Genomic DNA, 13,751 nt, shown 5'->3' on the forward strand with positions numbered 1-13,751 from the left:
GTACGAGTGATGGCAAGTGTAGCGGGGGTTGGGTTGATACTGGGAGGATTTGTGGGCTGGGTATTTTAAGTGGATTCGACAAACACGGATTCAACCATTTTCAGTCGAAGTTGACAAAGCTTTGCAGAACTCTCGCTCTGACAAGTGTTTCACCATTTAGAGCTGAATGAACAAGGTAACCATTAAGTCTGCAAACACAAGCTCGAAGCTAGAATTTTCAGATGTCGAACATGAATACTTTACCGTCGCATTTTCGAGCTTCTCAATGAATGCATCACAACCAGTTTGGGTTTATACCGGAGACTACGATCGGTTAACTCATTTATTTTTGGAAATGGCTGAAAACTGGCAAGGTTGGGAAGGCGTAAAAACTTGGGGTGCGACTGAAGATGATTTTAGTCTCTCGTGCACTTCAGATAAATTAGGACATATTTCGATCGCAGGCACGTTGGTAGAACGTAATGCTCCCGAATGCTGGTCTGCATCTGTAAAGTTTAATGTAAAAGTAGAAGCTGGACAACTCGAACAAATCGCATATGAAGTAAGAAGGTTGTTTGCGGGAATGTAATCTCAAATTACCAGATATCTAAGGTGGATAATGGTTATTGCCTTTGAAGAAGTCAAGCTCGAGAGCACATCTTTCTAAATCTCATCGATCGCAAGAGGAGCGGCGAAATCTAGCCTTCTATGATTTTGACCTCACTCGCACCAGAAATGCTATATTAAAAGCTATTATTCTAAATATTTTTTATTCTTCGCTTTAAATTTAGAAAAAATCATAAATTTACCAGTATAAACTACTATAAGCCATGCAGTTTATCAGTCCTAAAACCGATTTTGCATTTAAGAAAATCTTTGGATCTGCTCAAAGTAAAGATATTCTCATTTCTTTCCTGAATGCCATGATTTACTCTGGGGATTCAGTGATTCAGGACTTAGAAATTATTGACCCCTATAATGCTGGGGATGTGGTGGAGTTGAAAGATACGTATCTGGATATCAAAGCAGTTTTAAATGATGGAACCACAGTTATTGTCGAGATGCAACTCTGGAACGTGGAGGCTTTCCAAAAGCGCATCGTCTATAACTTGTGCAAAACCTATGGCAATCAACTCAAATCCGGACAGGGATATTTCGATCTCAATCCTGTTATTGCTTTGACGATCGCAGATTTTCAACTGTTTCCCTCAACCCAGAAAGTGATTACGAGTTTCTACTTTCAAGAAGAGGAAGAGCATTTTTCCTATCAGGAAAATGAGTTAAAAATGGTATTTGTGGAACTACCTAAGTTCAAAAAGAAACTAGACGATTTGCAAAATATCGTCGAAAAGTGGATTTACTTTATTAAAGAAGCTCCCAGTTTAGAGGTCATTCCCGATACGATGCGGGAAATTCCTCAGCTTGAAAAAGCATTAAATATTGCCGATCGGGCGAGTTTAAGCGTGGAAGACTTGGAAAAGATTCGCAAACAGGAAATCTTCTTGGAAGATAGGCGAGGTGCCTTGAGTTTTGCGAAAAGGGAAGGTCGAGAAGAGGGTCGAGAAGAGGGGAGAATCGAAGGGGAAAGGAGCTTACTGATACGACAGTTGGAGCGCCGTTTTGGAGAACTTTCCCAAGATGCGATCGCCTTGGTTGAAGCTCTAAGTTCCCAGCAACTCGACGCTTTGGGAGCGGCAATTTGGGATTTTAATACCCGTGAGGACTTACTAAACTGGCTACAATCCAATTCTGGCTAAGAAAAACAACTTCATTAGCCAGAATCGTTCTAAACTACTTTTCCCTTTGATTTCGGCCAGAGGAGATCGAGAAAGAAAGTCAACGCCAAATATTCGGAGTTCGTCATCTCCCCAATTCCCCTCCACTTGCGTTTAACGAGTCGCCCAATCTTTCGCCCAGGCTAAGTTTTTCCGGACGCACTCGATAGTGGGTGCTTCAGAATATAGACGCAACACCGGTTCCGTACCGCTAAACCGAATCAGCAGCCAACTATCATTAGCGAGGCGGAATTTGTAACCATCTTCAGTGGAACACTTCGTCACCGATTCTCCAGCGACTTCCACCACCGGTTGAGTCTGCAACCGATCGAGCAATTTCGCCCGCACGTCCATATTCGCCAAGGGTAAATCGATGCGATCGTAAGCCGAGGTAAATCCCGTTTTTTCCTGCAATTGCCGATACAAAACGCTCAAATCTTGCCCGGATTTGACAACGGCTTCGAGGACGTACAGCGCCGAGAGGAGAGCATCCCGCTCGGGAATATGGGTGTTGTAACCGATGCCGCCGGATTCTTCCCCGCCGAGCAACACATCCGAGGAGAGCATTCGATCGGCAATATACTTATAACCCACCGGCGTTTCAAACACTGGTAAATCGTAGAGCTTGGCAACCCGAGGCATCAAATCCGAGCCGCTGACAGTTTTAACGAGTTCCCCTTTAAACCCCCGTCGCTCGGATAAATGTTCGATCAGAATCGGAATCAAAATCTGAGAGCTGAGGAAGTTACCCTCGCCGTCTGTGGCGGCAATTCGATCGCCATCGCCATCAAATACTAACCCCACCACTAATCCGCCGTGGCTGCGGCTGCGATCGCGGGTTTTCTCGAACAATTCATCTAAATAACGGGGCAGGGGTTCCGGCGCGCCGCCACCGAAGAGGGGATCGCGATCGCTGTTAATTTCGCCAATCGATGTTTCGAGGATTTGCTCCAACCCACCAGCAGCCGCACCGTGCATCACATCGGCAAAGACACTCAGTTTTCCCTCAGAAATCGCCCCTCGAATCGCCTCGATATCCACTTTCGTTCGCAAATCCGCACAGAACTCCGGCCAAGGGTCGAACATTTCCAAAGAACCGGGTTTCTCGGCAATGAGGTCGGTTTCTGCATCGAGTTGAGCTTCAATTTTCTTCGTCACGTCTGGAGACACCGAACCGCCAAAAGCCCCCTTGACTTTTAGTCCCAAATACTGGGCGGGGTTGTGGCTGGCCGTCATCACGATCGCCCCCAAAGCTTGACGGTGGTGGGCCGCCCAACTAAATGCTGGAGTGGAGGCGTAACTGCTCGATAGCAACACGTCAAAACCCGCTCTTTGAATAGCTTCGGCGGCGACACGGGCAAAATCTTCGGCCATGAAGCGGCGATCGTACCCGACAATTACGGTATTGCTGCCGGTATCGCCATACATTTGGGCAAGCACCCGCACCGCAATCGGAGCGACGCGAACCACGCGCTCGAAGGTAAAGTCAGCGGCGATCGTACCGCGCCAACCATCGGTTCCAAATTTGATGGGGTTAGCGAATGTAGAAATTGAAGAAAGTTGAGCCATAGTCGATGTTGCCTCGGTTGTTTGGGGTCGTCAGCCTGAAGTTTATCGTAAACCAGCTAACTGTAACGGGAGATTTTCGCGAACCCTGTCAAATTTTGTGCTACAACTATTGAGCGTTGTAGCCATCAATCGCCATCGGTCGATCTCGATCGACAAATCAATATTTCGGTGGCAATACTTGAAGTGCTATCAATAGTTTAGCAACCTAAATCTTGAGGGGCGATCGAACGGGAGATCGATAAATGTCTCTTTTATGGTTAACAAGGCTACATCATGGCGATCGAATATCCGAACGTACCGCTCCCTTTTAACTCAGTCAACTGTATTTTCACCTAAAAACTTTAGGAGGACATCTCTATGACCACTATTCTCACCCCAGAAGCTGATTTTTTCCCAGGAACGATCGGGGATGATACAGTTATTGCTTTAGGTGGAATTGATGTTTTAGTGGGCATAGAAGGGAATGACTTTCTATCAGGAAATGCCGATGGAGATTTGATTTTTGGGGGTGCGGGAATTGATATCCTATTTGGCGGACAGGGAGATGATACCGTCGCTGGAGAAGCCGATGACGATAATATTGCCGGGGAGGCGGGAAACGATCTTCTCTTCGGCAATGCTGGAAATGATTTCTTAGTTGGCGGGGATGGAGATGACTCCTTATTTGCCGGACAAGGTGACGATATGGCAATGGGAGAAGCCGAGAACGATCTACTTTTCGGCGACCTGGGAAACGATACGATGTTTGGCAATCAAGGGGATGACACGGTTTTTGGAAATGGTGGAGTAGATGTCCTATTTGGCGGTCAGGGAAACGATACGATGTTTGGCGGCCAAGGAGATGATTTCGTTGCTGGAAATATCGGCGACGATTCCGTCTTTGGCGACCTGGGAAACGACATTATTGGCGGCGGTCAGGGTTCCGATACCTTGCAAGGGGGCGAGGGACAAGATTTGATTTTCGGCGGCGATGGTAACGATCGACTTCTCGGTGACTTGGGTAACGATACCCTCACTGGGGAACTGGGTGGCGATGTCTTCGTGATTATTTCTGACATCGGCAGCGCGGACATCATTACCGACTATAGAGCCAACGAAGACTTCTTACAATTGGGCAGTGGCTTGCAATTCGAGAATCTCGATATTGCTCAAGGAACGGGCTTCAATATCAACGATACGATTATCAGTACCACTGAAGGACAATTATTGGCCGTTCTCGTCGGAGTTCCCGCAACAACTATTACCGTCGAAAGTTTCAACGTCCCCACAGATTTACCCGGTGGTGGAGATGCCGGTGGCGGCAGCGGCGGCGACAGTACCGCCCCACGCCTCCAAGGTGCAGAACTTTTAGTTGCCGATACCCCTGGGGTTATTGGGGAAATTACAGCCAGTGGGGCAACTAGTTTTAATATCACGGCGGTGGAAAATAGTACCGGGACAGCGGTAGAAAATGCCTTCACCATCGACGAAATGGGACAGCTTTCCCTCACCGAAGCGGGTGCGACGGCCCTGGATGCAGAAGGGGTGAGTTTCCTCGACGTGACGCTAAATGCTGGGGCCGACGGACAAGACCCCGAAGCCGGAACCATCCGCGTCTACGCGCGAGTCAGCCAAGCCATTGGAGATGCAGAGATTGGCAACGGCACCGATACCAGCGCTGGGGAAGCAGAAGATACGATCCGAATTGCACCGGGAACCTACAGCGAAGCCCTAAATATCAACAATCCGGTGAAGCTCATCGGGCCCAACGTTGGTGGCCCTGTCGAAGGAGAAAGCCGAGGAGATGAGGCTATTCTCGCGGGGGGAGTTGCGATCGTTGGGGTTACCGATGTCACTATCGATGGTCTGGAGTTGACGGGGTCGGGCATCAACGCGGCGGGATCGAACCTAGCAATTCAAAATAACGTCTTCAGCGCCATGACGGAAACGGCCATTAGCGCTCGAAACCTAGAGACGGGAACGATCGCCAATAATACCATTACCCTCGAAACCGCCGGGGCCGCCGTAGATGGAATTGTCGTCGATGCGGTTACGGGAGTCACCCTGGAAAATAACACTATCAACACCCCGGCTGCGGGGGGGTCGGGTATCGAAATTGGCAGCAGTTCCACGTCTACTAACGTCACGGTAACGGGGAATACCATCGCCGGGACAGATGGGGCGGGAATCGCCAACACCGATGGCGGCATCACCCTCACCGACGGGGATTTTATGAGTCTGAGCATTACCGATAATACCGTCAGCGGCTACACCACAGAGGGCACGGGATCGCTTCTATTCGCCACGGGAACGACCATTGCCGAGGCAACGCAGGTGACGATTACCGGCAATATCTTCGGTCCGAATTCCGTGGTGAGTGCATCTGCGGGGGTGAGCACACTCGGCTTATCTGGGAACTTCATCGCCGAGGGAACGGCCCTGATGGGAACAGATGTCGAGCCAAGTACGCTGTTTGGGTAAAGGTTAGACCTCTCTAGTACTCGGCCACAGAAATTCTGAGGGTTAACTCGCTTTGCTTCCCCTAAGCGCGAAGGGCGATCGGGTGGGTTCTGTCTTGTAAAATACTCACCCGACAGTTCCGCAGAATGAATGGGACACACCACTCGCGAAGGAACAGCAATTGGCGGTGTGAGTGAATGGGTTCTATAAAGCGCCGATTCAGTCCAACGGGCGAAGGAACGGTAATTGCCGGTGTGGGTGGATGCAGCACTGGGATACCCATAGGAGTGGAGAAGTATTGAGGGGCCATTAGAGGCGAATCGATCGACCCTCGTTTAGTAAATTTACGGAATGTACCAAGGTCAGAAAGGGTCAACTTCTGTATAATTTTGGATAAAATTTGAAAAACTCAAGGGAATTTCATAAAAAGCAATCTAAATATATTAATTCTTAACATTATCGACTTCTTATTCAGTGTGTATACTGACGAAACTAAAGTCCAGGCAGGAGCGCTCTTGGGTAACTTTGTGATTTATTCACACTCAGCTTTTTTCTATAATCTTTGTAAGAAGTTCGCTTCAATTCTCTAGCATTAAATTATCGAGTGTGCGAATAATGATAATCAAGTTCGGCAAAAGAATCCCATCTCAACTAACTATATCTAGGATTTGAGTGGTTTTAGCATCGAAAGTTAAACGCTTTATCTACTATTAAAGTGTTTAGGGGAAGTCTCCAGAAACCCAACGGGTATTGGTCACGATTTTTTGTAAATCGTTTGAACTCTTAGGAGAGACCCCTTACCAATCAATCGATCGGGGAAGTTGACAAGTCATTCCCCACTATATTTTTGAAAAAACTGGTGTATCTAACGAACTCACTCATAGGTTCGTAAATTTTTTCCCATAGACACATTTGACAACTTCCACATACATTACACATTAAAGAGAATCACAATGAGTACTCCACAAAACGCCACCAACGGAAATGACACTCTCAACGGCACCAATGATAATGACACTATTAGAGGTAAAGCCGGCGACGACTTAATCAATGGACTAGATGGAGACGACGCATTAGTCGGTCAGGCAGGAGACGACACCCTTGATGGTGGTTTTGGCGAAGATACTCTTTGGGGTGAAGCCGGAGACGACCTCCTCAAAGGCGGTCGCAACAATGACGTACTCAGAGGTCAAGATGGAGACGATCGCTTAGTCGGTCAAGGTGGAGACGATACTCTTGATGGTGGCGCTGGAGAAGATACTCTCTGGGGTGAAGCCGGAGACGACCTCCTCAAAGGCAATCGCAACGATGACCTACTCTTCGGTCAAGACGGAGACGATCGCTTAGTCGGTCAGGGGGGAGATGACACTCTCAATGGTGGCGATGGAAACGACAAACTCTGGGGCGAAGCTGGCGACGATTTACTTAATGGCGATGGCGGTAACGACTTACTCAAAGGCTGGCGCGGAGAAGACACCCTCAATGGCGGTTTCGGAGAAGATACTCTCGAGGGGGGGGATGGAAACGACCTACTTAAAGGCAATCGCGACAATGACTTGCTTCTCGGGGAAGCCGGTGACGATCGCTTAGTCGGTCAGGGTGGAGACGACACTCTCTTGGGAGGCGAAGGCAACGACAAAATCTGGGGCGAAGCTGGCGACGATGTACTCGATGGCGGCGTTGGTAGCGACTTTATCAAGGGCTGGCGCGGAGAAGATACTCTCAATGGCGGTTTCGGAGAAGACACTCTCGAAGGGGGTGATGACAAAGATCTCCTCAGAGGCGGTCGTGACAATGACTTGCTTCTCGGGGAAGCCGGTGACGATCGCTTAGTCGGTCAGGGTGGAGATGATATCCTCCTTGGTGGCGATGGAAACGATCGACTCTGGGGCGAAGCCGGCGACGATGTACTCGATGGTGGTGCCGGTGATGACTTTCTCCTTGGTTGGAAAGGAGATGACACAATTATTGGGGGTGAGGGACGCGATATGTTTGTTTTCGCCCCTAACCACGGAACGGACATCATCGCTGACTTTACCGTTGGGGAAGACTCCATCAGCTTGAGGAACGGTTTAACCGTTGCAGATGTATCAGTCACAACAGTCGCTGGTGACACCCAGATTGATTTTGGCAGTGGAACCCTCGCGATTGTGCCAGACCAGACCCTGTCTGCCGCCGACATCGATTTCGTCTGAGTTTAAGCACTGCAAAAGACGGGTAGGGGTCAACGGCTGTTGACCTCTATTACTCCACGAGTGGTAGCGCTAACCCACATCCCCAACGTTTAAACGAGTAGCCTTCTGAAGGAAACCAAGCTTCGGGCCACTCTTGCCAAGTTGTCATGAGGGGAGAGTTGAGAACGTAAACAGTACCCGCCGGAACGGCATAGCGTCCGCGAGATAATTTTCCCCCTAGGCGATGGCGAAAAGCTGAGGGCGGTTGAGTCAGGATTGCTTCAATGTCCCAAATAGGTTCCCGTTCATCGTTCCTGATGTTGATTGGCTCTGTGTAAGACAAACGATTAGAACCCCAAATTGTTGGTGAAATTAGGGTGAAAGTTTTACCGGGTCGCTGATTTAATAGCTGTTGAGTATCAACGGCTAGGTCGAGACAGTCCAGATTCACTATATGTGACTCTCCTCCAAAACGATACCAGCTATTCGGTAAAGGTAAATTTGCTAAATAGACTAAGCATGTTGCAGGGTTCATCTGAATGACATTTTCTTGAAATAAGTTGCTCTGCTCATCAAGAGCAAGCTGACGCTCATCTAATTTCAATCGAGAATGGCAAACAGGAAATTGAATCCAGGGATTGGGCTGAGTCTGTTGAGGTTGATGCCAGTCGTGAATGGAGATCCAAGAGGCTGGGCTTGGGGGTAAATCCGAGAGTGCTACACCCGATCCTGTTTGCCATTGGTGTGTATTTGAATTCCAAATCAATCGATCGTTAATCTTCCAATCTGCGATCGAGTAATTGAAAGGTGTGGGAATATAAAAGTTTTGAGGATCGTCTGTTTTCGCCCAAAAAGGACCGGCAAGCTGCAACTTCTCTAATTCACTGTCATTGTAATTGAGTGCGTAGAGACCCGAAAGGGTTGGGGTATGAGGAGGAAAACTCGTTCTCGTTCTAACTGAAATATTTCCGGAAGTCGCAAACTGACCGGCACCACTACTAAGCCATCCTAACGGTTCGATCGCAATTAAAAAATTAAAGGCTACTGGCATAGATGAAAACCTATCTTTGCTAACTTTATAATCCAGTTATCGATCGCTTGGTGAGAGTTGGAGCAATCGTGCCGGTCGTTTCCTAAAATTCCCGCTTTGCCTTCAGTCTCCCAAAGATACTTTTCAAGGATGCTGCGATTATCAAAACCAAAGTAAATTTGAAATAACCCCAAAGCAACTTCTGAATCTTTTCCAGAAAAAGCATGACGAGATTCCAATTGGGCAATATCAGTATAAATATGTCTCCAATTTTTTTGACCGCTACGATCTCGATATCCTTCTAATACCGGCTGTAGAAACCACCAAGGACAAATCCATTCTAGATAGTTTCCACTTTTAAATAAAACTCGCAAGGCAAGGCGATCTCCTCCTTTTTGTTTAGCTGACTGCTGGGCTTCTCGACAGTGGCGTAGCACATATTGTTGACGAATACCTGCGGCAGCCCAGATAAAACTCGCACTTATTGTAATTGGTTGTCCGTGTTGCTTCCAAATGCTCGATTTTCGTTCCGAGTTAAAGTCATATAACCACTCCAGACATTCATATGAAGACAAATTTAATTGACCAGGATAGTCAAAAATACTGAGAAACTCATCTCTTTTCGCATATATGATTTGTCCCAGAATTTCGGACAAACTAGGTTTTAGCGATTGCTTTATCCATTGATTAATCGTATTACTAAAGTTCTGTAAATTTTTAATTTTATTTTGTTCCTGTATAGTCATTTTTCTGATATATTGTGTAATACGATCTCCACCTCCTTGAAACCAACCTGTCCAAAGTTGATTGTTAGTACGCTCTAGATCGCAATTCATTAGTAAATTCTGAATAGAATACGATCTAATCGGTTTATAATTTGAATTGTTTAGAATTTCCTTGCAAGTCAACAATCTTTGAATAAGTTCAATAATATTTAAATATTCTCCCTTTTGAATAAAATAATGTTCTAGCTTGCGATTTAGCTTTTCATAAAAACGATCTATACTTTCAAAATTTAATTGTGACTCTATGCCTGTGAACTGAAGATTTCTATCCATACCCGACCAGGCTATTGCATTAATACCCGAGATAGAAGAACTCTCTCCTTGCCAATTAACACTAATCCAGCGGTGTTCTAGCCAAGCACTTTCTAGCTTGTCATAGAGTAAACTTAAACTTTCTGCATGTACGACTACGACAGAAAAAGCATGGTTTTCCCATAATCTCCAGGCTTGCCGCCAGCGATATTCTTCCTGAATGTGGTCTTCTATCCAAAAACGACAGGTACGGGTAATTATTTTCCAAGTTTTCTCAAAGATAGAGATTGCCGTGTGATAATCGATACTCCCCTGAATAATAATAGGGGTTTCAATTCCCCAGATTTCATCGTATATATTTGAAGAAATTATACGATTATCTTGTTTTTCTACTGCATCACAAAAATTATGGATAAGAAGATGATTTAGAGAAGATTTTCCAACAATATCTATCAAACGAAAATTCTCCTCAAATCTCTCAATAAATTTAAATTCAACAGCAGTATATTTTAAGTTTTCCATTTTGAGAGATACCCATAGATAAATAGACACAGACGGTAGTACCAAGCCGAGCAGATACTCGGCTTGATAACTTCCTTTATAGATTGTTACGAAAAGACTCGGTCTACGAATTGCACCATCACTTGGATAGGTGTCCAAATGAAGTTGCACACTCCAAGTGTAAGTACGACCAAGCCGATTCCAGACAGTTCTCCAGTTGTGAGCATGAGGTAAATCGACTTACCGCCGAAAACAAGAGCAGAAAGGCTGACAATCAGTGCGCTACATTCTCCTGGTTCAAGCTCCAGTTGCTGAAACAGTAGAACAATGCCTGAACAAAAAAACATCCAGACGCAGACAGGAATATTCAATTGCATCGTGTATCCGCCTCCTATACCATGCATTGCTCAGAAGCTTGGCCCACAGTTACGTTGGTACGAAGTTGTACTAACGCTTGCTGGGTACTTGCTCCATGAGAGCAGCAGGAGAGTGGAATCGGAAGTTTTCTTGTGAGTTGTTTGGAAAGATTAGGATTTTTCCAGTCGGCTCGTGAAGAGATGAGCGTCCTAGTTCGCTGGATATCTTTGAGACTCATTGTGGTTGTATTTCGTTTAACTACTAGACTGATTAGGTTCTGAAACTGATTGGTGGCAAAGCCTCCAGGGTCGATTAGCTTCATGAGTTAGCTCCATGTTAAAGAGATAGGTACTTTCTAAAATAGCATAGCTTTTACCCCAGATTGTGTCGGTTTTTATAAGAGAATTGTAGATTTTTATAAAGAAGTAACTGAATATACATTTCTATTTTCAGCTACAATTATGGGGTATAGTAAATCTGCTTACTCAGCAATTCCCTAGTATTTGTAAGTATCCCGCCGACTGGGTGAAGTCGATTTGTTGAAAACACGGTAAACACAATACTAATTAAGTTCTGGACTGAAGGTGATTTAGCAATCTTTGAGTAATTACTCAAAGATTGCTAGCAAGCTAGCTCAGAAATAAGCCGTCAGTTCCTAAAGTTACTGACGGCTTATTCATTTTATCTAATAGATTTTGATTTCTATTTTTACTTTCGTCCTCAGCTACCCGAATTTTCCATAATTTCACCAAGTTTGTTGCACGCTTCCTCGATTTTTCCAATACTACCGGGATTGATTAAACCATAGTAATCTACGGTATAAATACGATCGTTCTGGCTTGCTTGCAGTTGCTTCCAGAACACATCTTTTTGAAACTGTTCCAAAATTCCTTCATTCCCCGGATCGACAATTAAAATCGTATCGGGGTTTTCCTGTAATACCTTCTCGGCCGATAACGTCACATATCCCCCGATCGGACTTTCGCCTTGTAGTTCTGCTGCTAAATTAGGAGTATTAAACTCTTGCAAGAAATCCCCCGCCCAACTCGTTTTATTCGGGGCTAAAATGGGCTGGCGACTGACGAGAACTAAAGTCGATTTACCCTGAATTGGGGCTTTTGCCAAACAAGCCTGATATCGCTCCAACAAAGGTTCGGCATCGGCACTTAATCGATCGGCTAAATCTTCAGTAATTTGCGTCAAGGTCTCCCAACTATCCACCTTCACCAACTGCGTCGCAATCCCAATTTCATCTAATCGCTGGGTAATGGCATCATGAAACCCCGCCGCTCCCAAAACCAACTCCGGTTCTAGGGCAACAATCGCTTCTAAATTCGGTGGCGTGCGACCGCTACTGACCGTCGGCAATTCGGCAAATCGAGGGTCTTCTTTCAATACATCGCTACCGGGAATTCCCACCAGTTTTGAAGCTGCAAGCTGTTGGGTAATATCGGCGGTTAAAGAGGACAGGGCGACCACTCGATCGACAACAGCTTCTGTAACCGTTTCGGCAGAGTTTTCGGCGGAATTCACTTCAGAAGTATTTGTTGAAAGTTGAGAATTCGTGCAGGAAACTAAAATTAAAACAACGCACAAAATCAACCCATTTTTTAGAAACTTAATCATTTTTCACCCAAATATTCGTCAATCAAATTTAGAGATCGAATATACGATCGACGCTCGTACTAGAACCATCAAATTTTACCCCCGTTCTCTGTTTTTCCCAGATGTCTATTGATTCTCTGTTTTTAATCCGTCAGAAATCGGACAAATCTGAACCCCCACTGGAGTATCCAGAACGATCGCATCCACATCAAAAACTGCTGCCACGTTCTCCGGCGCGAGCATGGCTTCCACCGTACCCACACCAAACAATCGACCCTGGCGCAGGAGAGCGAGGCGATCGCTATATCGAGCTGCCAAATTAATATCGTGCAACACGGTAATAATTGCCAGTTCTTGCTTTTGATTCAAGTCTTTAAGTAAATCGAGTAACTGAAGCTGATAGCGAATATCGAGATAGGTGGTGGGTTCATCGAGTAACAGCACTTTTGGATTTTGAGCCAGTGCCAAAGCTAAAAACACCCGCTGCTTTTCCCCACCGGAAAGCTGAGCCACGGAGCGCTCGCGAAATCGCATCACCCCCGTTTCACTCATCGCCTCTTCCACCTTCTGTTTCCCCACCGCATCGAGTTCCCATTCCCACCAATTTTGATACGGCGCGCGGCCCAAACTCACCAGTTGTTCTACGGTTAAACCGGGAGGAACCGTTTGCTGTTGGGGCAAAATCGCCAGTTGCCGCGCCACAGCTTGTATGGGTTGGCTGTGAATCGCTTTGCCATCGAGAAAAACAACCCCCTGCTGCGGCGCGAGAATGCGACTCATGAGGCGCAACAACGTCGATTTACCCGAACCGTTTGCCCCCAGCAAGCTCAGCCATTCCCCCTGTTCGAGGGCTAAATCGATCGCTTCGACAATGGTTGTCGTGCCGTATCCTCCCGACAGATTCTGAGCCTCCAACGGCATGGCTATACTCCTCCCAAGCTCGAACGACGGTACAGCAACCAGATAAATACCGGCGCGCCTAAAAAGGCAGTCACGATGCCCACCGGCAGTTCCACCGAACCCAAACGCGAGAGCAAGTCGGCCAAAGCCAGAACCAGCGCTCCCCCCAATGCCGAGAAGGGAATCACCGCCCGATAGTCTGTGCCCACCAGCAGCCGAACCCCATGGGGCACGATCAGTCCCACAAAGCCAATTAACCCGGCAATACTCACCGCACCTGCCGCCAGGAGAGCTGCGGTTATCCCAATTGCCGAGCGGGCGCGCAACGGTGACATTCCCAACCCCACTTACAAATCGTCCCCCAAATTGAGTCAATTAATCCAAG

12 protein-coding genes are annotated in these 13,751 nt (G+C 46.6%); 4 read left to right on the top strand and 8 right to left on the bottom strand.

Features of this window, described 5'->3' with window-relative positions; all coding sequences use genetic code 11:
• Nucleotides 1-166 precede the first annotated feature (166 nt).
• Both IQ235_RS05645 and IQ235_RS05650 read left to right on the top strand, forming a co-directional pair.
• Nucleotides 167-568 carry a DUF6228 family protein gene (locus IQ235_RS05645; protein WP_264320518.1) on the top strand — a complete coding sequence of 134 codons (402 nt, stop codon included), beginning with the start codon at nt 167-169 and terminating at the stop codon, nt 566-568.
• A gap of 241 nt (nt 569-809) precedes the next feature.
• Nucleotides 810-1,736, top strand: a complete 927-nt coding sequence (locus tag IQ235_RS05650) for an Rpn family recombination-promoting nuclease/putative transposase (protein WP_264320519.1) — start codon at nt 810-812, stop codon at nt 1,734-1,736.
• Between the two features lie 132 nt (nt 1,737-1,868).
• Here IQ235_RS05650 and IQ235_RS05655 read toward each other — a convergent pair whose 3' ends face one another.
• The gene (locus IQ235_RS05655) at nt 1,869-3,323 is read right to left on the bottom strand and encodes a phosphoglucomutase/phosphomannomutase family protein (RefSeq protein WP_264320520.1); all 1,455 of its coding nucleotides are present in this window, start codon (nt 3,321-3,323) and stop codon (nt 1,869-1,871) included.
• A gap of 357 nt (nt 3,324-3,680) precedes the next feature.
• Here IQ235_RS05655 and IQ235_RS05660 point away from each other — a divergent pair, with 357 nt between their 5' ends.
• Complete coding sequence (locus IQ235_RS05660) at nt 3,681-5,783, top strand: right-handed parallel beta-helix repeat-containing protein (RefSeq protein ID WP_264320521.1); 2,103 nt, start codon at nt 3,681-3,683, stop codon at nt 5,781-5,783.
• 61 nt (nt 5,784-5,844) lie between these two features.
• On the opposite strand, the gene IQ235_RS05665 is transcribed toward IQ235_RS05660, so the two are convergent.
• On the bottom strand, nt 5,845-6,072 hold the full coding sequence (locus IQ235_RS05665; protein WP_264320522.1) for a hypothetical protein: 228 nt from the start codon (nt 6,070-6,072) through the stop codon (nt 5,845-5,847).
• Between the two features lie 643 nt (nt 6,073-6,715).
• Between IQ235_RS05665 and IQ235_RS05670 the strand changes: the two genes are divergently transcribed.
• Entirely contained in the window at nt 6,716-7,957 is a 1,242-nt protein-coding gene (locus IQ235_RS05670) for a calcium-binding protein (RefSeq protein ID WP_264320523.1), read from the top strand.
• A 49-nt stretch (nt 7,958-8,006) separates the two neighbouring features.
• On the opposite strand, the gene IQ235_RS05675 is transcribed toward IQ235_RS05670, so the two are convergent.
• The 6 genes from IQ235_RS05675 to IQ235_RS05700 form a co-directional block, all read right to left on the bottom strand.
• Entirely contained in the window at nt 8,007-8,987 is a 981-nt protein-coding gene (locus IQ235_RS05675) for a type III-B CRISPR module-associated protein Cmr3 (RefSeq protein ID WP_264320524.1), read from the bottom strand.
• Nucleotides 8,978-10,525, bottom strand: a complete 1,548-nt coding sequence (locus IQ235_RS05680; protein ID WP_264320525.1) for a hypothetical protein — start codon at nt 10,523-10,525, stop codon at nt 8,978-8,980. The genes IQ235_RS05675 and IQ235_RS05680 overlap by 10 nt, the downstream gene beginning before the upstream one ends.
• A gap of 86 nt (nt 10,526-10,611) precedes the next feature.
• Nucleotides 10,612-10,881 carry a hypothetical protein gene (locus tag IQ235_RS05685; protein ID WP_264320526.1) on the bottom strand — a complete coding sequence of 90 codons (270 nt, stop codon included), beginning with the start codon at nt 10,879-10,881 and terminating at the stop codon, nt 10,612-10,614.
• 700 nt (nt 10,882-11,581) lie between these two features.
• Nucleotides 11,582-12,487, bottom strand: coding sequence for an ABC transporter substrate-binding protein (locus IQ235_RS05690; RefSeq protein WP_264320527.1), 906 nt, complete (start codon nt 12,485-12,487; stop codon nt 11,582-11,584).
• 105 nt (nt 12,488-12,592) lie between these two features.
• Complete coding sequence (locus IQ235_RS05695; protein ID WP_264320528.1) at nt 12,593-13,387, bottom strand: ABC transporter ATP-binding protein; 795 nt, start codon at nt 13,385-13,387, stop codon at nt 12,593-12,595.
• Between the two features lie 2 nt (nt 13,388-13,389).
• Nucleotides 13,390-13,701 (bottom strand): iron chelate uptake ABC transporter family permease subunit, encoded by a 312-nt coding sequence (locus tag IQ235_RS05700; RefSeq protein ID WP_264320529.1) that lies wholly within the window; start codon nt 13,699-13,701, stop codon nt 13,390-13,392.
• Nucleotides 13,702-13,751: the final 50 nt, after the last annotated feature.

Origin of the sequence: Zarconia navalis LEGE 11467 (assembly GCF_015207075.1) — a bacterium.
Taxonomy (GTDB): Bacteria; Cyanobacteriota; Cyanobacteriia; order Cyanobacteriales; family Geitlerinemataceae; genus Zarconia; species Zarconia navalis.

What these genes read in the sequence shown, in the direction of transcription:
- IQ235_RS05690 (WP_264320527.1), bottom strand. Translation starts at nt 12,487, where the DNA reads ATGATTAAGTTTCTAAAAAATGGGTTGATTTTGTGCGTTGTTTTAATT.
- IQ235_RS05685 (WP_264320526.1), bottom strand. Translation starts at nt 10,881, where the DNA reads ATGCAATTGAATATTCCTGTCTGCGTCTGGATGTTTTTTTGTTCAGGC.
- IQ235_RS05655 (WP_264320520.1), bottom strand. Translation starts at nt 3,323, where the DNA reads ATGGCTCAACTTTCTTCAATTTCTACATTCGCTAACCCCATCAAATTT.
- IQ235_RS05695 (WP_264320528.1), bottom strand. Translation starts at nt 13,387, where the DNA reads ATGCCGTTGGAGGCTCAGAATCTGTCGGGAGGATACGGCACGACAACC.
- IQ235_RS05675 (WP_264320524.1), bottom strand. Translation starts at nt 8,987, where the DNA reads ATGCCAGTAGCCTTTAATTTTTTAATTGCGATCGAACCGTTAGGATGG.
- IQ235_RS05650 (WP_264320519.1), top strand. Translation starts at nt 810, where the DNA reads ATGCAGTTTATCAGTCCTAAAACCGATTTTGCATTTAAGAAAATCTTT.
- IQ235_RS05660 (WP_264320521.1), top strand. Translation starts at nt 3,681, where the DNA reads ATGACCACTATTCTCACCCCAGAAGCTGATTTTTTCCCAGGAACGATC.
- IQ235_RS05680 (WP_264320525.1), bottom strand. Translation starts at nt 10,525, where the DNA reads ATGGAAAACTTAAAATATACTGCTGTTGAATTTAAATTTATTGAGAGA.
- IQ235_RS05645 (WP_264320518.1), top strand. Translation starts at nt 167, where the DNA reads ATGAACAAGGTAACCATTAAGTCTGCAAACACAAGCTCGAAGCTAGAA.
- IQ235_RS05665 (WP_264320522.1), bottom strand. Translation starts at nt 6,072, where the DNA reads ATGGCCCCTCAATACTTCTCCACTCCTATGGGTATCCCAGTGCTGCAT.
- IQ235_RS05700 (WP_264320529.1), bottom strand. Translation starts at nt 13,701, where the DNA reads ATGTCACCGTTGCGCGCCCGCTCGGCAATTGGGATAACCGCAGCTCTC.
- IQ235_RS05670 (WP_264320523.1), top strand. Translation starts at nt 6,716, where the DNA reads ATGAGTACTCCACAAAACGCCACCAACGGAAATGACACTCTCAACGGC.